Source organism: Pseudomonas sp. GM25, assembly GCF_000282255.1.
Lineage (GTDB): Bacteria > Pseudomonadota > Gammaproteobacteria > Pseudomonadales > Pseudomonadaceae > Aquipseudomonas > Aquipseudomonas aphyarum.
The window spans coordinates 24,538-43,988 of record NZ_AKJQ01000048.1 but is presented as its reverse complement, the minus strand read 5'-3'; the positions used below and the strand labels follow the sequence as shown (position 1 = coordinate 43,988).

The 19,451-nt window shown below is 61.3% G+C and carries 17 protein-coding genes; 10 read left to right on the top strand and 7 right to left on the bottom strand.

What is annotated here, in order from left to right:
- Positions 1-42: 42 nt before the first annotated feature.
- From PMI24_RS19605 to pepN, 6 genes are read left to right on the top strand one after another with little or no spacing between them, the layout of a single operon-like run.
- The gene (locus PMI24_RS19605) at positions 43-933 is read left to right on the top strand and encodes an NAD(+) kinase (protein ID WP_007956919.1); all 891 of its coding nucleotides are present in this window, start codon (positions 43-45) and stop codon (positions 931-933) included.
- Entirely contained in the window at positions 930-1,904 is a 975-nt protein-coding gene (locus tag PMI24_RS19600; RefSeq protein WP_431768361.1) for a metallophosphoesterase, read from the top strand. The genes PMI24_RS19605 and PMI24_RS19600 overlap by 4 nt, the downstream gene beginning before the upstream one ends.
- A complete protein-coding gene (locus PMI24_RS19595) occupies positions 1,901-2,770 on the top strand; it encodes a rhomboid family intramembrane serine protease (RefSeq protein WP_007956915.1) in 870 nt (289 codons plus the stop codon). The genes PMI24_RS19600 and PMI24_RS19595 overlap by 4 nt, the downstream gene beginning before the upstream one ends.
- Before the next feature lie 30 nt (positions 2,771-2,800).
- A complete protein-coding gene (locus PMI24_RS19590; RefSeq protein ID WP_007956913.1) occupies positions 2,801-3,061 on the top strand; it encodes a YeaC family protein in 261 nt (86 codons plus the stop codon).
- The gene (locus tag PMI24_RS19585) at positions 3,058-3,888 is read left to right on the top strand and encodes a DUF2797 domain-containing protein (RefSeq protein WP_007956911.1); all 831 of its coding nucleotides are present in this window, start codon (positions 3,058-3,060) and stop codon (positions 3,886-3,888) included. Before PMI24_RS19590 ends, PMI24_RS19585 begins: the two co-directional genes overlap by 4 nt.
- Positions 3,889-3,898: 10 nt before the next feature.
- Positions 3,899-6,556 carry an aminopeptidase N gene (pepN, locus tag PMI24_RS19580; RefSeq protein ID WP_007956910.1) on the top strand — a complete coding sequence of 886 codons (2,658 nt, stop codon included), beginning with the start codon at positions 3,899-3,901 and terminating at the stop codon, positions 6,554-6,556.
- 67 nt (positions 6,557-6,623) lie between these two features.
- Here pepN and katG read toward each other — a convergent pair whose 3' ends face one another.
- Entirely contained in the window at positions 6,624-8,891 is a 2,268-nt protein-coding gene (gene katG, locus PMI24_RS19575; protein WP_007956908.1) for a catalase/peroxidase HPI, read from the bottom strand.
- Positions 8,892-9,217: 326 nt separating this feature from the next.
- Here katG and PMI24_RS19570 point away from each other — a divergent pair, with 326 nt between their 5' ends.
- Positions 9,218-11,254, top strand: coding sequence for a TonB-dependent receptor (locus PMI24_RS19570; protein ID WP_007956907.1), 2,037 nt, complete (start codon positions 9,218-9,220; stop codon positions 11,252-11,254).
- Between the two features lie 49 nt (positions 11,255-11,303).
- On the opposite strand, the gene PMI24_RS19565 is transcribed toward PMI24_RS19570, so the two are convergent.
- The gene (locus PMI24_RS19565; protein ID WP_007956906.1) at positions 11,304-13,514 is read right to left on the bottom strand and encodes an LTA synthase family protein; all 2,211 of its coding nucleotides are present in this window, start codon (positions 13,512-13,514) and stop codon (positions 11,304-11,306) included.
- Between the two features lie 287 nt (positions 13,515-13,801).
- On the opposite strand from PMI24_RS19565, the gene PMI24_RS19560 reads away from it, so the two are divergent.
- Entirely contained in the window at positions 13,802-14,833 is a 1,032-nt protein-coding gene (locus PMI24_RS19560; protein ID WP_007956905.1) for a sterol desaturase family protein, read from the top strand.
- Here the strand turns inward: PMI24_RS19560 and PMI24_RS19555 are convergent.
- Positions 14,814-15,257: a GFA family protein gene (locus PMI24_RS19555; protein WP_007956904.1), complete on the bottom strand. Its 444-nt coding sequence runs from the start codon at positions 15,255-15,257 to the stop codon at positions 14,814-14,816. The genes PMI24_RS19560 and PMI24_RS19555 overlap by 20 nt on opposite strands.
- 127 nt (positions 15,258-15,384) lie before the next feature.
- On the opposite strand from PMI24_RS19555, the gene PMI24_RS19550 reads away from it, so the two are divergent.
- The gene (locus PMI24_RS19550; protein ID WP_007956903.1) at positions 15,385-16,275 is read left to right on the top strand and encodes a LysR family transcriptional regulator; all 891 of its coding nucleotides are present in this window, start codon (positions 15,385-15,387) and stop codon (positions 16,273-16,275) included.
- A 103-nt stretch (positions 16,276-16,378) separates the two neighbouring features.
- On the top strand, positions 16,379-17,392 hold the full coding sequence (locus PMI24_RS19545; RefSeq protein WP_007956902.1) for an ABC transporter substrate-binding protein: 1,014 nt from the start codon (positions 16,379-16,381) through the stop codon (positions 17,390-17,392).
- Positions 17,393-17,452: 60 nt separating this feature from the next.
- On the opposite strand, the gene PMI24_RS19540 is transcribed toward PMI24_RS19545, so the two are convergent.
- From PMI24_RS19540 to PMI24_RS19525, 4 genes are all read right to left on the bottom strand, one after another.
- The gene (locus PMI24_RS19540; protein WP_007956901.1) at positions 17,453-17,650 is read right to left on the bottom strand and encodes a helix-turn-helix transcriptional regulator; all 198 of its coding nucleotides are present in this window, start codon (positions 17,648-17,650) and stop codon (positions 17,453-17,455) included.
- A complete protein-coding gene (locus PMI24_RS19535) occupies positions 17,647-18,021 on the bottom strand; it encodes a hypothetical protein (protein WP_007956899.1) in 375 nt (124 codons plus the stop codon). Before PMI24_RS19535 ends, PMI24_RS19540 begins: the two co-directional genes overlap by 4 nt.
- Before the next feature lie 82 nt (positions 18,022-18,103).
- The gene (locus PMI24_RS19530; protein WP_007956897.1) at positions 18,104-18,565 is read right to left on the bottom strand and encodes a MarR family winged helix-turn-helix transcriptional regulator; all 462 of its coding nucleotides are present in this window, start codon (positions 18,563-18,565) and stop codon (positions 18,104-18,106) included.
- A 180-nt stretch (positions 18,566-18,745) separates the two neighbouring features.
- Positions 18,746-19,198 carry an Ohr family peroxiredoxin gene (locus PMI24_RS19525; RefSeq protein WP_007956895.1) on the bottom strand — a complete coding sequence of 151 codons (453 nt, stop codon included), beginning with the start codon at positions 19,196-19,198 and terminating at the stop codon, positions 18,746-18,748.
- Positions 19,199-19,451: the final 253 nt, after the last annotated feature.

Below are 19,451 nucleotides of genomic sequence, written 5' to 3'. Positions count from 1 at the left end.
ATAATCGTGCTTTTCGCCGTCTCAGTCCCCCGCAGGAGTCCCATGGAGCAATTTCGTAATATCGGCATCATCGGTCGCCTGGGCAGCTCCCAGGTGCTGGATACCGTCCGCCGACTGAAACGCTTCCTGCTCGATCGTCACCTGCATGTGATTCTCGAAGACACCATCGCCGAAGTCCTGCCGGGCCATGGCCTGCAAACCTCGTCGCGCAAGATGCTCGGCGAAGTCTGCGACATGGTCATCGTGGTCGGCGGTGACGGCAGCCTGCTCGGCGCGGCACGGGCACTGGCCAAGCACAATATTCCGGTGCTCGGGATCAACCGTGGCAGCCTCGGTTTCCTCACCGACATCCGCCCCGACGAACTGGAAATCAAGGTCGCCGAAGTGCTCGACGGCCATTATCTGGTGGAAAACCGCTTCCTGCTGCAAGCCGAAGTCCGTCGCCACGCCGAGGCCATCGGCCAGGGCGATGCGCTGAACGACGTGGTGCTGCACCCGGGCAAATCGACGCGGATGATCGAGTTCGAGCTGTACATCGACGGCCAGTTCGTCTGCAGCCAGAAGGCCGACGGCCTGATCGTGTCGACCCCGACCGGTTCCACCGCGTACGCGCTGTCCGCCGGTGGCCCGATCATGCATCCCAAGCTTGACGCTATTGTGATTGTGCCGATGTACCCCCATACCTTGTCGGGCAGACCGATCGTGGTCGATGGCAACAGTGAGCTGAAAATCGTCGTGTCCAAAGATATGCAGATCTACCCGCAGGTCTCCTGCGACGGGCAGAACCACTTCACCTGTGCGCCGGGTGACACCATCACCGTCAGCAAAAAAGCGCAGAAGCTGCGGCTGATCCATCCGCTCGATCACAACTACTACGAAGTCTGCCGCACCAAGCTCGGCTGGGGCAGCAAGTTGGGTGGTGGAGGCGACTGATGCTCGATCCCGCGCGCAGTTATGACCTGATTGGTGACGTGCACGGATGCGCCCTGACCCTGGAACACCTGCTGGACCGTCTCGGTTACCACAAGAAGGGCGGGGTCTGGCGGCATCCATCGCGCATGGCCGTGTTTGTCGGCGACATCATCGACCGTGGCCCGCGGATTCGCGAGGCGCTGCACATCGTTCATGACATGGTCGAGGCCCGTCAGGCGTTGTGCATCATGGGCAACCACGAATTCAACGCGCTCGGCTGGAGCACTCCGGCACCACCGGGCAGCGGCAAGCAGTTCGTCCGTGAACACACGCCGCGTCATGCCCGTCTGCTGCATGAAACCCTGACCCAGTTCGAAGACCATCCGGGCGACTGGCACGACTTCCAGCAGTGGTTCTACCAACTGCCGTTGTTCGTCGATGCCGGACGTTTCCGCGTGGTGCATGCCTGCTGGGATGCCGGCCTGATCGAGCCGCTGCGCGCGTTGTTCCCCGATGGCTGCATCGACGAGCACTTCCTTCAGGCCTCGGCCGTGCCCGGCAGTTTCGCCTGCACCGTGTTCGATCGCCTGCTGCGCGGCACCGACATGCGCCTGCCGGATGGCCTGACCATGACCAGCGGCGATGGCCTGGTGCGTTCGTTCTTCCGCACCAAGTTCTGGGAAGACGACCCGCAAACCTATGGCGACATCGTGTTCCAGCCCGATGCACTGCCCGAACCGGTGGCGCAAAAGCCGCTGACCTCCAGCGAAAAGAATTCCCTGCTGCGCTACGGCGTCGATGAGCCATTGCTGTTCGTCGGCCACTACTGGCGCAGCGGCAAACCGGCGCCGATCCGCCCGAACCTCGCGTGCCTGGATTACAGCGCCGTGCTGTACGGCAAACTGGTGGCCTATCGTCTGGATCAGGAAACCCGCCTCGATCCGCATAAATTTGTCTGGGTCGACGTCGAGCGGCCGGAGGTGCTGCGATGAGTGCCATAGCCGTCTTGCGTGTGCCGTTGGCGGCGGACCTGAGTGGTTTCGTCAAACTGCTGCAACGCATGCAAGTGCCTCATCGCGTCAGTGAAGAGGCGGGCGAGCAGGTGTTGTGGGTGCCCTCGGAAATCAGCGACGACGTACGTTCGCTGTACGAGCGTTTCCCGGCGGGCGACCCCGATCAGCAACTGGAAATTCCGGTGGCGCCGACGTTCAAGCGCCCGAGCTTTGCCGAGCAACTGAAACATGCCAAAGCCACCGGGTTCATTCTGCTGCTGAGCCTGATCGTCGGCGGGTTGACCTTTCTCGGCGACAACCTCGAGACGATGCGCTGGCTGACCTTCCTCGATTTTCGCGTGGTCGGCGACTACATCCACTTCACACCGCTGGCCGACAGCCTGGCGGCGGGGCAGTGGTGGCGCCTGTTTACGCCGATGCTGATTCACTTCGGCATCCTGCACCTGGCCATGAACGGCATGTGGTACTGGGAACTGGGGCGGCGCATCGAGTCGCGCCAGGGCAGCGTCAACCTGATCGGCCTGACGCTGCTGTTCGGCCTCGTTTCCAACTATGCGCAGTTCGCGTGGGGCGGCCCGAGCCTGTTCGGCGGCCTGTCCGGCGTACTTTACGGATTGCTCGGTCACTGCTGGATCTTCCAGCTGCTGGCGCCGAACCCGGCCTATCGCCTGCCGCGCGGCGTGCTGGTGATGATGCTGGTGTGGTTGCTGGTGTGCATGTCCGGGCTGATCTCGATGATCGGTTTCGGCGAAATCGCCAACGCCGCCCACGTCGGCGGGTTACTCATCGGATGCTTCACCGGTTTGTTGGGCGGTTTGTACAACCGCCGTAAACTGGCCGCCTGAATTTTTTGAATAAAGAGCACGGAGACCCTGATGTCCTCTTTTAACGATTTGATCAAGAACATCACCCCGGATATCTACCAGAGCCTGAAACTGGCCGTAGAGATCGGCAAATGGTCGGACGGTGGCAAACTCACCGCCGAACAGCGTGAACTGTCGTTGCAGGCGATGATCGCCTGGGAAATGCAGAACCTGCCCGAGGAAGAGCGCACCGGTTACATGGGCCCGCAGGAATGTGCGTCGAAGTCGATCGAAGTGCCGAACATCCTGTTCAAGTCGGACGCCATCCATTGATCGAGATCGGCCGCGGTGCAATCAGCAAAATGTCGGCGCGCCTGGACGGGCCGAACGTGCAGTACGCGTTTCGTCTGGATGACGTCGAGGTGCCGGTCAACCCGTTGATCGGCAGCACGGTGCGTCTGGAATACCTGGGGGCGATTCACTGCACCCATTGCGGGCGCAAGACCAAGACCAGTTTCAGTCAGGGTTATTGCTACCCGTGCATGACCAAACTGGCTCAGTGCGACATCTGCATCATGAGCCCGGAGCGCTGCCACTTCGAGGCCGGCACCTGCCGTGAGCCTGAGTGGGGCGAGAAATTCTGCATGACCGACCACGTCGTCTACCTGGCCAATTCGTCGGGGATCAAGGTCGGCATCACCCGAGCCACCCAGTTGCCGACCCGCTGGCTCGATCAGGGCGCCAGTCAGGCGTTGCCGATCATGCGCGTTTCCACGCGGCAGCAATCGGGTTTTGTAGAAGACCTGTTCCGCAGTCAGGTGGCGGACAAGACCAACTGGCGCGCCTTGCTCAAGGGTGACGCGGCGGCGGTGGATCTGGCGCAGGTGCGCGATCAGTTGTTCGACAGCTGCGCCGAAGGCCTGCAAGGCTTGCAGGAACGTTTCGGCCTCCAGGCCATTCAGACAATCGCCGACGTCGAGCCGCTGGAAATCCGTTACCCGGTCGAGCAGTACCCGGCCAAGATCGTCAGCTTCAACCTGGACAAGAACCCGATTGCCGAAGGCACGCTGCTGGGGATCAAGGGCCAGTACCTGATCTTCGACACCGGCGTGATCAACATTCGCAAGTACACGGCCTATCAGCTCGCCGTGCATCAATAAGGACTTCAGCATGCGCACCGAACAACCGAAGATGATTTACCTGAAGGACTATCAGGCGCCCGAGTACCTGATCGATGAAACACACCTGACCTTCGAGTTGTTCGAGGACCACAGTCTGGTCCACGCGCAACTGGTGATGCGCCGCAACCCGGCCCGTGGCCCGGGCCTGCCGCCGCTGGTGCTCGATGGCCAACAGCTGGAACTGCTCTCGGTGACCCTGGCAGACCAGGAACTGAGCGCCAGCGATTACCAGCTGACCGAGAACCACCTGACCCTGCAACCGGCCAGCGAAACCTTCACGGTCGACACCAGCGTCAAGATCCACCCGGAAACCAACACCGCACTGGAAGGCCTGTACAAGTCCGGCACGATGTTCTGCACCCAGTGCGAGGCCGAAGGTTTCCGCAAGATTACTTATTACCTCGACCGCCCGGACGTGATGAGCAAGTTCACCACCACCGTAGTGGCCGAGCAGCACAGCTATCCGGTGCTGCTGTCCAACGGCAACCCGATCGCCAGCGGCCCTGGCGAAGATGGCCGGCACTGGGCGACCTGGGAAGACCCGTTCATGAAACCGGCGTACCTGTTCGCGCTGGTGGCCGGTGACTTGTGGTGCGTTGAAGACTCTTTCACCACCATGACCAATCGCAACGTGGCACTGCGCATTTACGTCGAGCCGGAAAACATCGACAAGTGCCAGCACGCCATGAACAGCCTGAAGAAGTCGATGCGCTGGGACGAAGAGGTCTACGGTCGCGAGTACGATCTGGACATTTTCATGATCGTCGCCGTGAACGACTTCAACATGGGCGCGATGGAGAACAAGGGCCTCAACATCTTCAACTCCAGCGCCGTGCTGGCTCGCGCCGAAACCGCCACCGACGCCGCGCACCAGCGGGTCGAGGCGATCGTCGCTCACGAATACTTCCACAACTGGTCGGGCAACCGCGTGACCTGCCGCGACTGGTTCCAGCTGTCGCTGAAAGAAGGCTTCACCGTCTTCCGTGACGCTGGTTTCTCGTCCGACATGAACTCGGCCACGGTCAAGCGCATTCAGGACGTGGCGTACCTGCGAACCCACCAGTTCGCCGAAGATGCCGGCCCGATGGCCCACGCCGTGCGCCCGGACAGCTTCATCGAGATTTCCAACTTCTACACCCTGACCGTGTACGAAAAGGGTTCGGAAGTGGTCGGCATGATCCACACCCTGCTGGGCGCCGAAGGCTTCCGCAAGGGCAGCGACCTGTACTTTGAACGTCATGATGGTCAGGCCGTGACCTGCGATGACTTCATCAAGGCCATGGAAGATGCCAACGGCGTCGACCTGACCCAGTTCAAGCGCTGGTACAGCCAGGCCGGCACACCGCGTCTGGCGGTGAGCGAGTCGTACGACGTCGCTGCGAAAACCTACAGCCTGACCTTCCGTCAGAGCTGCCCGGAAACCCCGGACAAGGTTGAAAAACTACCGTTCGTGATTCCGGTGGAGCTGGGGCTGCTCGACAGCCAGGGCAACGAGATTGCCCTGCGTCTGGCCGGCGAAGCCTCGGCCCAGGGCACTAGCCGAGTGATCTCGGTGACCGAAGCCGAGCAGACGTTCACCTTCGTCGACATCGCCGAACAACCGCTGCCGTCGTTGCTGCGTGGCTTCTCGGCGCCGGTGAAACTGAGCTTCCCGTACAACCGCGATCAGTTGATGTTCCTGATGCAGCACGACAGCGACGGTTTCAACCGCTGGGATGCCGGCCAGCAACTGTCGGTGCAGGTGCTGCAAGAGTTGATCGGCCAGCAGCAGAAGGGCGAAAGCCTGGTGCTCGATCCGCGTCTGGTTTCCGCGCTGCGCACCGTGCTGTCGGACGAGTCGCTGGATCAGGCGATGGTCGCGGAAATGCTCTCGCTTCCGGGTGAAGCCTATCTGACGGAAATCAGCGAAACGGCTGACGTCGATGCGATCCATAACGCCCGCGAGTTCGCCCGCAAGCAACTTTCGGAAGGTTTGTTCGAAGCGCTGTGGTTGCGTTACCAGGCCAACCGTGACCTGTCCAAGCAAACTGCTTACGTGGCCGAGGCCGAGCACTTCGCCCGTCGCGCGTTGCAGAACATTGCCTTGTCGTACCTGATGCTCAGCGGCAAACCGGAAGTGTTGGCGGCGACGCTGGAGCAATTCGACAGCGCCGACAACATGACCGAACGCCTGACCGCACTCGCGGTGCTGGTCAACTCGCCGTTCGAAGACGAGAAGGCCAAGGCGCTGGCCAGTTTCGCCGAACACTTCAAGGACAATCCGCTGGTCATGGATCAGTGGTTCAGCGTGCAGGCGGGCAGCACCTTGCCGGGCGGTCTGGAGCGCGTGAAAGCGCTGATGCAGCACCCGGCGTTCAACATCAAGAACCCGAACAAGGTGCGCGCGCTGGTCGGTGCGTTCGCCGGGCAGAACTTGATCAACTTCCACGCGGCGGACGGTTCGGGTTATCGCTTCCTTGCGGATCTGGTGATCGAACTGAACGGCTTCAACCCGCAGATCGCGTCGCGTCAATTGGCGCCGCTGACTCGCTGGCGCAAGTATGACGGCGCTCGTCAGGCGCTGATGAAGGCGGAGCTGGAACGGATACTGGCTTCGGGGCAGCTGTCCAGTGATGTGTACGAAGTGGTCAGCAAAAGCCTTGCCTGACGTTGTTTCAGGGCAATAAAAAACGCCGCTCAATGAGCGGCGTTTTTTATGGCTGGATGAAAAAGGTTTACTGGCGCAGATCAAACCGATCCAGATCCATCACCTTCGCCCACGCAGCAACGAAGTCCGTGACGAACTGCTCCTTCGCATCGGAACTGGCATACACCTCGGCCAGCGCCCGCAGTATCGCGTTGGAACCGAACACCAGATCGACCCGGGTCGCCGTCCATTTCACGCTGCCGGTTTTGCGATCCCGGCCTTCGAACTCGGTTTTCGACGTTGGTTTCCATTCCACACCCATGTCCAGCAGGTTGCGGAAGAAGTCGTTGGTGAGGGAGCCGGGCTTGTCGGTAAACACCCCGTGCTTCGTCTTGCCGACGTTGGTGTCCAGCACCCGCAGGCCGCCGATCAGCACGGTCAGTTCCGGTGCAGAAAGGGTCAGCAGTTGCGCCTTGTCGATCAGCAACGCTTCGGCCGACACGCGATAGGTGCTGGCTGCGTAGTTGCGGAAGCCGTCGGTGTGCGGTTCAAGGAAACCGAACGACTCGACATCGGTTTGCTCCTGAGTCGCATCAGTGCGCCCCGGATTGAACGGCACGGCCACCGTGTGCCCGGCGTTTTTCGCCGCTTGCTCGACACCAGCATTACCGGCCAGCACGATCAGGTCCGCCAGCGAGACTTGCTTGCCTGCCGCCCCGGCGTTGAACTCGTTCTGAATGCCTTCGAGGACTTTCAGCACCTTGTCCAGTTGCTCCGGCTGGTTGGCCTGCCAGAACTTTTGCGGTGCCAGACGCAGACGTCCGCCATTGGCGCCGCCGCGTTTGTCCGAACCCCGGAAGGTCGACGCGGCCGCCCAGGCAGTGGAGACCAGTTCCGAAACAGACAGCCCCGACGCCAGTACTTTGCTTTTCAGCGCGGTTACATCAGCGTCGCCCACCAATGGGTGATTGGCCTCGGGAATCGGGTCTTGCCACAGAAGTTCTTCCTGGGGCAATTCCGGGCCGAGGTAGCGCGACAGCGGGCCCATGTCGCGGTGGATCAGCTTGTACCAGGCCCGGGCGAAGGCGTCCGCCAGTTGATCGGGATTGGCCAGGAAGCGCCGCGAAATCTTCTCGTAGGCCGGGTCGAAACGCAGGGCCAGGTCAGAGGTGAGCATGGTCGGGTCGATGCGTTTGTTCGGGTCGTGGGCGTGGGGAATGGTGCCGGCCCCGGCGCCGTTTTTCGGTTTCCACTGATGGGCACCGGCCGGACTTTTGGTCAGTTCCCACTCGAAGCCGAACAGGTTTTCCAGGTAGTTGTTGCTCCACTTGGTCGGGGTGGTGGTCCAGGTCACTTCCAGGCCGCTGGTGATGGTGTCGGCGCCCTTGCCGGTGCCGAAGGTGCTTTTCCAGCCCAGACCTTGCTCTTCTAGGCCGGCGGCTTCCGGTTCCGGGCCGACGTTATCGGCGGGGCCGGCGCCGTGGGTCTTGCCGAAGGCGTGGCCGCCGGCGATCAGGGCGACGGTTTCCTCGTCGTTCATGGCCATGCGGCCGAATGTTTCGCGGATGTCCTTGGCTGAGGCCACCGGGTCGGGATTGCCTTCCGGGCCTTCCGGGTTCACGTAGATCAGGCCCATCTGCACGGCGGCGAGCGGATTCTCGAGGTTGCGCTCGCCCTGGTTGGTGCGGCTTTCCTCATTGCCGTGTTCGGCGGGTTCTGCCACCAGCGTGCCTTCACCCGGCGGCTGCATGGATTCCGGATCCTTGCCGTAGCGGTTGTCGCCGCCCAGCCATTTGTTTTCCGAGCCCCAGTACACGTCTTCATCGGGTTCCCAGACATCCGCGCGGCCGCCGGAGAAACCGAAGGTCTTGAACCCCATGGATTCCAGCGCGACGTTGCCGGTGAGAACGATCAGGTCGGCCCAGGAAATGTTGCGGCCGTATTTCTGTTTGATCGGCCACAGCAGGCGGCGGGCCTTGTCGAGGCTGACGTTGTCCGGCCAGCTGTTGAGCGGGGCGAAGCGTTGCTGGCCGGAGCCTGCGCCGCCACGGCCATCAGCGGTGCGATAGGTGCCGGCGCTGTGCCAGGCCATGCGGATGAAGAGCGGGCCGTAGTGGCCGAAATCCGCTGGCCACCACTCCTGGGAGTCGGTCATCAGCGCCGTCAGATCGCGTTTGAGGGCCTGGAAGTCCAGGCTTTTGAAAGCCTTGGCGTAGTCGAAGTCCTTGCCCAGCGGATCGGATGCGGGCGAGTGCTGACTCAGGATTTTCAGGTTCAGTTGATTCGGCCACCAATCGCGGTTCGTCGTGCCACCGCCGGCGGCGTGATTGAACGGGCATTTCGATTCATTTGCCATGTTCGGGTCCTTATCAGGTCTTCTGCGGCCGGCTCGTGCCGACTTCGGAGTAGTAAGGCTAGACCCGACTCGGCGAGTCAGCTAATAGGCCGACTATTGGTGCCTGATAGGCGCAGTCTCTTACGCGAAGTCTCGTGATCCGGTGCCGGGCAGGGCGCTGAAATGCCCGTGCTTGAGCGATGGTTTGCAATTGTGTGGAAGAAACGTGATGGCCATTGGAAATGTTATTGTATAACATAAAAATGATTTCATCTGATCGATGCCGGCAACACACCCTCTGTAGCGCCGGCATCGATCCTCACTTTTCTGCCTGACGGATTTCTGAAATGCCTTCCCGTTTCCACACCTTCCAACCTCGCCTGACGCTCATGGCCTCGGCGCTGCTGATCGCTTCGCCCACATTCGCCGCCGACCCGCTGGAACTGCAACCGCAAGTCATCACCGGCAATCCGCTGGGCAGTCAGACCCTGGCCTCTCCCTCAACCGTGTTGAGCGGCGACAGCCTGACGCTGCAACAAAAGGGCAGCCTCGGCGAAACCCTGAACAAGCAGCCGGGTGTGTCGTCGTCCTACTTCGGCCCAGGTGCCAGTCGCCCGATCATTCGCGGGCAGGACGGCGATCGCATTCGCATCCTGCGCAACGGCGTCGGCGCGCTGGACGCTTCGTCGCTGTCCTACGATCACGCGGTGCCGCTGGATCCGGTCAACGTCGAGCGCATCGAAATCGTCCGTGGCCCGGCGGCTTTGCTGTACGGCGGCAGCGCCATCGGCGGGGTGGTCAACACCTTCGACAACCGCATCCCGACCGAAGCCATCGAAGGCATTCACGGTGCTGGAGAGTTGCGCTACGGCGGCGCCGACACCACTCGCAGCAGCGCCGGCAAACTCGAAGCCGGTAACGGCCAGTTCGCCTTGCACCTGGACGCCAGCGCCCGCGAGTTCAATGACCTGAAAATCCCCGGCTACGCCAAAACCGGCCGTGAACGGGCGAACGACGATGGCGATTCGAAAAAACATCGGCTGGCCAACAGCGACGGTCGTCAGGACGGCGGTGCGGTGGGCGGTTCCTACACCTGGGATGACGGTTACGCGGGGCTGTCGTACAGCAATTACGATTCGAATTACGGCTCGCCGGCCGAAGACGATGTGCGCATCCGCATGGAGCAGGAGCACTACGCGTTCGCCTCGGAAATCCGCAACCTCGAAGGTCCGTTCAGCTCGGTGAAGTTCGATGCTGGCTACACCGATTACCAGCACAGGGAAATCGAGGGCGGCGAGGTCGGCACCACGTTCAAGAACAAGGGCTACGAAGCGCGGGTCGAGGCCCGGCATCAGCCGCTGGGGCCGTTCAACGGGGTGATTGGCGCACAAGTCAGTCGCAACGAATTCTCGGCGCTGGGCGAAGAAGCCTTCGTGCCGCACACCGATACCGACGCCGGTGCACTGTTCATTCTCGAAGAGCTGCAAGCCACGGATCGTCTGCTGTTCACCCTCGGCGGACGCCTTGAACACACCACGGTCGACCCGGACGCCAAGGGCAACGAGCGTTTCGCCAATGCCGATCGCTCCAGCAGTTTCACCGCCGGCAGCCTGTCATCCGGTGCGGTGTACACGCTGACGCCGATCTGGTCGGTCGCAGCCACGCTGGGCTACACCGAACGCGCGCCGACGTTCTATGAGCTTTACGCCAACGGCGCCCACGTTGCCACGGGCACTTATGAAGTCGGGGATGCGGGACTGTCGAAAGAGAAAGCCGTCTCCAGCGACCTGGCCCTGCGTTTCGATAACGGCACCCACAAGGGCAGCGTCGGCGTGTTCTATAGCCATTTCTCCAACTACATCGGCCTGCTCGGGACAGGGCGCACGCTTAACGATGAAGGGGAGGAGGACGCCGACGGCATCCCCGAATACACCTACTCCGGCGTGCGGGCGCGCTTTAGCGGCATCGAAGCGCAGGATCGCTGGACCCTCGGCGAGAACGCCTACGGCAAGTTTGCGCTGGAGCTATCGGGCGACTACACCCGCGCCAAGAACCTCGACAACGGCCAGGACCTGCCGCGCATCGCACCGCTGCGGTTGAACACCGGGCTGTTGTGGGAGCTGGATCGCTGGCAGGCGCGCATCGATGTGGAACACGCCAGTTCCCAGCACCGTGTGCCGGACAACGAAAGCAGCACCGACGGCTACACCACGCTGGGTGCGAATGTGGGTTATCACTTTGATGTCGGCCAGAGCAAATGGCTGGCTTTCGTCAATGCCGAGAACCTGACCAACCAGACCGTGCGTTATGCCAGCTCGATCCTGCGGGATATTGCGCCGGCAGAAGGGCGCAGCATTCAGGTCGGACTGCGCACCACGTTCTGATCGTTCAGGCCGGACGGGCGCCAGCGTCGTTGCGACGCTGGCGTTGATCTCAACTCGATTGAGCGGTGTCTTCTTCCGGGATCTCGTCCAGCAGATCCTGTTGCCCCGGCAGTTCGGTGATCACGCTGAAATCACTGACTTCCACGGCGCCCAGGCCATACCCCAACAAGTGGAACGAGAACGCCTTGCGCGGTTGCGGGTTGTCGAAACTGAAATCCATCTCCAGCGGCTGATCCGCCGTGGCGACCATCTCGGTCGGCAGGCCCAGTTGCACGTCCTGCTCGAACTCCTTGGCCTTGAGCTGAATGTACGCCGCCTGCTGCGGATCCACCGAACGCACGGTCAGGCGCACGCGGGTGTGGGAGCCTTTTGGCATCTCCAGGTATTGCGCGCCGATCAGGTTGTCAGCCCAGTCATCCTTGATCTGCGCTTGCAGCGGAATGACGTTGGCGCTGCCGAACTGATAGCGCTGGTTGAGCGGAGTACGCAGCAGCGACAGATCCAGGGCCGAGGCGCGGGCGGCGATATCCCGGGCGTTCTGGCCGCTGGCGTTGCCCTTGAACGTGGCGCTTTCGGCGATGAAACCTTCACTGGCGTAATTGCGGCAACGGCGCGGCATGTCGCATTCGGTCAGCAGGCCGCGACCGTCGTGATAGCGCAGCTTGCCGTTGGTGAACGACATGATTTCGCGGCCCGAATCGTAATCGCGAAACAGCGAGCGACCGCTGAGGGCGGAAGGCACCGGAAAGTCGAAGTAATCCAGAATCGACGCACTCAGATCGACGTGACCGTAGACCCCGGCGTTCAGGCGCGGCAGTTGCGCCTGCTCCGGCGCCAGGGTCAGGTTGAAGCCCCAGGACGACGCGAGGCGGACACCGTCGATGCCGTGGGATTCGTCCGAGGTGATCACCACCAGCGTGTCTTTCAGCACGCCCTGGCGTTCGAGGCCACTGAGAAACTGTTCCAGCGCATCGTCCAGATAACCGACGGCGGCCTGCTTCGGCGTGTCGTAGCGTTGCAGGTATTCCTCCGGCGCGGAGTAGGGCTGGTGAGTGCCGACTGTGAGCAGCGTGAGCATCCACGGCTGTTTCTGTTTTTTCAGGTCGCCGACGTATTTCAGCGCGCCTTCGAAGAACGCCTTGTCATCCTTGCCCCACGGGAATTCCAGGTAGTTGGCGTTGGTGAACCACTCCAGGCCATGGGTCGCATCGAAACCGATGTGCGGCATGATCTTGTCTTTGGCCATAAATCGCAGCCCTGCGCCTTGCAGGTAATGCGTGGCGAAACCGTGCTGACGCAATTGCGCCGGCAGACAGGCCTGATTGCGCTCGTGCTGGGTCAGCATTTCCACGCCTTTGGGTGTGCCGTTGTCGAGCTTGTCGTAATCGCCGCAAAGCATGGCGTACAGACCGCGAATGGTCTGGTGGGTGTGCAGCACGTAATCCGGGGTGTTCATGCCGCGCTCGGCCCAGCGGCTGAGGTTGGGCATCAGGTCTTCCTGATAATGGCTGCCGATGGCCTGGCGATTGGCGCCGATGTAGGCGCCGGGAATGCCTTCGAGGGCGACGATCAGCACATTGCGCGCCTGGCCCTTGGCCGCCAGCAACGGGTGACCGTTCAGATCGACATCGGTGAGCCCGGCCATGGGTGGGGGAGCGAATTGAGTGTCGCCGTCCAGCCATTCTTCAGCCTGCATCTGCACGTCGGCGACCTGCGCGGCCAGCAACTGGTGGGGCAGGTTGTACAGACGCCACGGGTCGGCATCGCTCGGGGCCAGATGCTGAGCGCCCCAGTACGCGGAGAACAGCAGCACCGGCGTCGCCCAGGCTGCGCGGGGCAGAGCGGGGGCGGTTGTCGCGCGTCGAGTCCAGTGACTCAGCAACCACAAGACCAGAGCCACCAGCAGCGCAACCGCCACGCCGGGGTGGGCGAAGCCGCCGCCGGTAGAGTTTTCCACGAACTGCGGGTCGATCAGGTAATGCAGGTCCGCCACGGTCGGCAGGCGACCGACAGCGCTGACCAGCTCGGCGGTTGCTACGGCCAGCAGTCCCCAGAACAGCAGCAGCGGCAGCGCCAGCCACCAGGGACGACGATGCAACAGCACCACCAGCAGACTGCCGATGGCCAGATCCGACAGGTAACCGAACAGGCTCGACCAGCCGAGTGCCGCGCGAAGGCACACCGGCACGATCAGTACCAGGAAAACCAGAGAAAGAAGACGGGCATCCAGGCGCCGCAACCGTTGAAAAAGAGCGCTCACAAAAAGACCTTCCAGCCATCAAATCGTCATAAAAGTGTGGGCGATGATACCAAGGGTGGGCTGTCTGATCGCCTTTTTAAACGGCTGGGTGATCCGGTCCCGGAAGGCGTGGTTAGCAACCCGGATGAGCTGGGGCCTTGCTCGGCGACCGTCCTGGCGGTTTTCCGTCCCGAGCGCGGTGACGGTTTTATTGTTTCAGGCTGTTTAACCGGCCTTTGATCCGTTCGTGCTGCATTTGCGAACCACTGCGATTTACAATGCGCGACCTCTGATGGAGATCAAGCTCCGTGGATGTCCTCACGCAACTCTTTGCGCAGCTCAGCCGCTGGGTGATCGATCCGGTCACCGAGCAGTTCCTTGGCCTGTTCGATTTGAACGGTCGCCTGGGTGTGGTGTTCCTGCTCACGTCCTACGGCGTGGCTTACGGCCTTTATCGCCACCGAAAATCCCGACATCTGACGCAGGCCCGATCCTTCTGGCAATTTGTCGGCGGCGGTCGCGTTCACGGCCATCGTTCGGCCTGGCTGGATTACCGTTATTACTTCATCAAGGCGATTCTTCGGGTGACGCTGGTGTTGCCCGTGGTCGGCCTGGTCGATCCGCATATTCTGCGTTCGGGCGACTACGCGCAGTTTTTCACTCAGCTCTGGGGGGCGCGCGAGCAAGTGCCGGATCACCCGATGATCGCGCTGTTCTACGGACTTGGCGTGTTCCTGTTCAGGGATTTTCTGCATTACTGGATTCACCGCGCCTTCCACTCCCGCTATCTATGGGAATTTCACAAGGTTCACCATTCGGCGCCGGTGCTGGTGCCGGCCACGGCCAGCCGGATTCACATCGTCGAATCGATCGTTGAACGAATCGTCATCACCGCCGGCCTCGGCGCGTTTGCCGGTGTGGTCTGGTACGCCTGCGGCGGCGAAGTCAGCCGCTATACGCTGTTCGGCGTGACCTGGCTGGTGTTGATCATCAACAGCCTGGGTTCCAATCTGCGCCACAGCCATGTCTGGCTGTCGTTCGGGCCGACGGTCGAGCATGTGCTCAACAGCCCGGCCCAGCACCAGATTCACCACAGCGACGCACCGCGACATTTCAACAAGAACTTCGCGATCAATCTGTCACTGTGGGACTGGCTGTTCGGCACGCTGTACGTCACCACTTCAAAGCCCGAAGTGCTGCGCTTCGGCACGGGCGAGCAGGACCGCACGCGTTATCTGACGCTGTACAGCCTGATCGTCACGCCGTTCGTGGACACTGCCAAGCGCTTGTCGTCGAACGCTGACGGGCTCAGAACCCGGTTCAACCAGCGTACGCCATGAGGGCTTCGCCGAAGGCTTGCGGGGTGGGGCTCTGCGGCCAGCTCGGCAACCCCTCGGGCAACGTCAACCAGGTTTGTTTGTGACTGACCCAGATGTGCGCCATCGGTTGCAGTGAGCGACTTTCATCGAGCGTGCCGGCGCGCAGCACTATCATCCCCGGCGCGGCTGTCGTGGTGTTGCACAGACGCGTGTGACAGACGCTGCACACCTGATGTTCGGCGTGCTGGCCATTGAGATCGTAGGCGTAAGTAGTCATTGGCCCGGTCAACGTCAAGGCGTCGGCGGGTAGCAGAGCGTGCAGGGCAAAGGCGCTGCCGCTCCAGGTCTGGCAATCCGTGCAATGGCAGGCGTAGATCGCCGGCGGCACGTCGGTGTTCAACTGATAGCGGACGGCACTGCAGCGACATTGGCCGGTGAGTGTCATGGGCAAGGCTCCTTCAACTGCGGGTTCGATGCCGGGCGCAAGGCCCGTGCGGTATGCTCGCGCAGCATGCCGCAGACCCCGGTGAATGAACATCGGCCAAAACTGCCCAACCGCTCACAGGAAATGTATGAACGCTCCACAACTTCAATGGGAAACCCAGCGCGCCTTTCTCGCGGTACTGCGCACCGGCAGTCTGTCGGGCGCCGCGCGCTTGCTGGGAATCGCCCAGGCCACGGCGCGGCGGCGGATCGAGGCGCTGGAGCAGAGCGTCGGCGTCAGCCTGTTCATTCGCTCGCCGTCGGGGCTGTTGCCGACCGAGACTGCGAAGGAGTTGATCGGCCACGTCGAAGCCATGGCCTTGGCCGCCAACGCCTTCAACCGCGCTGCTTCCGCCGACGTGGCGCAAACCGGCGGCACGGTGCGCCTGACGGCCGGCAAACTGTTGGGCGTCGAGATCCTCCCGCCGATGTTGCGTCGCCTGCGTCAGCAACACCCGCAGTTGGCGCTGGAACTGAACGTGTCGAATCGTCTGCAAACCCTCTCACAGCAAGAGGCCGACGTCGCCGTGCGCATCCGCCGCCCGACCGAAGCCTCGGTGGTGGCGCGCAAGGTCGGTGATCTGCACGTCGGCCTGTACGCCACGCCCGAATTGCTGGCGGAGCAGGGCGTACCCGAAACGCCTGAGGATTTGCGCCGCTTTTCGCTGATCGGCCCGGATCGTCATGCAGGCGAGATCGAGTTTCTGCGCGAACGTGGCTTTGATTGTTCCGCCGAGCACACGGCCATCCGCACCGATGATCATCTGGCGCAATGGGCGGCGTTGCGTGCCGGGCTGGGGATTGGCGTGAGTTCCCGGCAACTGGCCGAGCGTCATGGTCTGATGCGAGTTCTGCCTGGAGACGTGGATTTTACGGTGGATGTGTGGATCGCCATGCATCAGGACATGCGCCGGGTGCAGCGGGTTTCAGCAGTGTTCGATGGCTTGGGCGCGGACTTGCAGGCGTTTCTGGAAGGCTGACGTTCAGGTGATATCAATATGCGATAACGGTATTTAAATTTCATTTTTTATAGCGATAGAGTCCGGCCTCACAGATTTCCCTGTAAATCCCTGCGAGGTTGTCATGGCCCTACCGTTCAAACGTTCTGCACTGACGCTGCTGGCGGCTTCGCTGGCTGGTTCGCTACTCGGCAACACCGCTCAAGCCGAAGGCAAGATCAGCATCGCCCAGCAATTCGGCATCGGTTATCTGATTCTGGATGTGGTGCGCGATCAGCACTTGATCGAGAAGCACGGCAAGGCCCAAGGACTGGACATCAAGGTCGACTGGAACAGCATTTCCGGCGCCACCGCCATGAACGAAGCGCTGCTCACCGGATCGCTGGACGTGGTCTCGGCCGGCGTGCCGCCGATGCTCACCGTGTGGGATCGCACTAAGGGCAAACAGAACGTCAAGGCCATCGCTTCGCTGGGCTCGATGCCCAACTACCTGCTGACCAATAACCCGAACGTGAAAACCCTCAAGGACTTCAGCGACAAGGATCGCATCGCCGTACCTGCGGCGGGTGTGGGCTTCCAGTCACGCACGCTGCAGATCGAAACGGCGAAAGAATTCGGCAATGACCAATACAAGAAATTCGACGACATCTCCGTCAGCCTGCCGCACCCGGATGCCACGGCTGCGTTGATCGCCGGCGGCTCGGAAATCAACGCGCATTTCTCCAGCCCGCCGTTCCAGTACCAGGCGTTGCAGAATCCCAACGTACATAAAGTGCTGAGTTCCTACGACGTGCTCGGCGGCCAGGCCACGTTCAACGTGCTGTACACCACGGAAAAATTCCACGACGAAAACCCGAAAACCTATAAGGCGTTCTACGACGCACTGGCCGAGGCCGAGAAGATCATCAAGGCCGACAAGCCTGCGGCGGCTCAGGCTTACATTCGTGTCGAGCAGTCGAAGTTGCCGCTGGCGCTGGTTGAGAAAATCGTCACCGACCCGGAAATCGATTTCACCGTGGTGCCGCAACGCACCTTTATCTATGCAGAGAAATTGCAGGAGCTGGGCGTGCTGAAAAACAAGGCGGACAGCTGGAAGGATTATTTCTTTGAAGAGGCGCATGGCGGGGCGGGGAGTTGAACACTCGTCTTTTCTGAACAGTCCGCCCGGCAGCCTGTGCTGACGGGCGGAGCTTTCGAATCAACTCACTGTGTCATCGAAGATGCTCTCAATTGGCATCTCGAACGCCCGGGCAATCTGGAATGCCAGAGGCAGGCTCGGGTCGTAGCGTTCGTTTTCAATCGCATTGATGGTCTGGCGCGAAACGTTCAAGCGTTCGGCCAGATCCACCTGCGACCACTTGCGCTCGGCGCGCAGTTCCTTGAGCCGGTTCTTCATTGGTAGCGGCGCCGCGCGATGCGCAGGCCGATCATCCACATCGCGCCCATCACCGGCCAGACCCAGAACCACGGGATATGGGGGGCGCCGACGTTCTCCAGAAAACCGTAGCTGAAGGTCAGCAAGGCCGAGGCAGCGAAGGCGAAGCCGAGGGCTTCGAACTGGATGCGCAGATACATTTCGTCCAGACGCCTCATGTCGCGTACCACGCTCCAGCACACCAGTGCGGCCGGAATCATCGGCGTCAGAACAATGAGCGTGCGCAGGTAAATGTTGGCGTCCTCCAACGACTGCAGCGCAACCGTCGAGGCAATCAGCACGACGGCATACAGCACCAGCGCGCCGCCCATTTCGAGATGGAATCGATTCATGCTTCACTTCCTGTGTAAAAGACCCTTTACATGGTCACTGAAGCCACTAGTTATGTAAAGCACGCTTTCCATCAGGACTCGATCAACCCTCGGCATTCATCGACCGGATCAGGTTGTTGCGCAACGTGACGATCGATTTCTGCATCTGCGTGAACTCTTCCGTGGTCAGCCCCGTCGCCTCGAACAGACTCGTGCCCGAGGACACGTTGCGCAGGTCGCGGCCGCTCTGGGTCAGGCTGATTCGCACCTGACGTTCATCCGCCGGGTCACGCTGGCGTTGCACGTAGCCCATGGCCTGAAGTTTTTTCAGGATCGGGGTGAGGGTGTTGGACTCCAGGAACAGCTTCTCGCCCAGGCCGCCGACGGTCTGGTTGTCCTGCTCCCACAGGGAAACGATGGTGATGTATTGGGTGTATGTCAGACCGAGTCGTTCGAGGATCGGTTTGTAGGCCTTGCCGAACGCCAGGTTGGTGGAGTAGACGGCAAAGCACAGGAAATCGCTGAGTTTGAGATCGGTTGGTGCGGTATTGACGGTGGAATTCATGTTCATCCTCGTGGGTCGGGTGACCGGTGAAACGTATGGGGCGAACTATACGTCGGATGCGATTCTATCGGGAGTGTTGATCATGTTGCCTGAGGTAACCGGTTCGCCATTCTCAGCGCGAACCGGTTAGTTATTCCTTTATGCGCCTAAATCGCATGCGATGAGTTTTGTACCAAAAAATTACTCGGTGATGACGTTCAGTGCCACCTCGATGTTGCCGCGGGTCGCCTTGGAGTACGGGCAGATCTGGTCAGCGGTGTGAGCCAGGTTTTTCGCGATGTCCTCGGCGATGCCCGGGACGCGCAGGGTCAGGCGAGCCTGAAGGAAATAGGCGGGGCCGGTCTGGCCCAGATCCACTTCGATGTCTACCGACATGTCGGCCGGCAGCACCACGCCCAGGTCATTGGCCACCAGGCCGACGGCGGCGGTGTAGCAGGACGACCAGGCACCGGCGAACAGTTGCTCGGCGGTCGGGTGGGGCAGGACGTTGGCAAACACGTGCGCCGGTTTGGCACTGCCGGGCGTCGAGAGCTGAATGTCGAGATTGCCGTTGTGACCACGGGAGGTGAGGCCGGCACTGCTGGCGGTGGTGTGGGTTTTGCCGGTGGCCAGGACTTTTTCGATTTTGCTCATGGGGGAATCCTCAAGGTGTTGTGATTGATTGTGATCGTATACGGTTAGATCGTATGCGATGTAATAATAATCCTCTCGCCCTCTGGTTCTGTCAACCCGCTTGGCGGTGCCAATACGACCGGCGGTTATCCGCACGTCCGCCGGTCGGGTAAGCGGCAAACCCGCGTCTATAGTGAGAGGGCTGTGTGAAACGGGTGGCGCACCTCAAGGCTGCGACGGGAGGCGCCGAGTGAACAATCTGCTGTTTTTCATT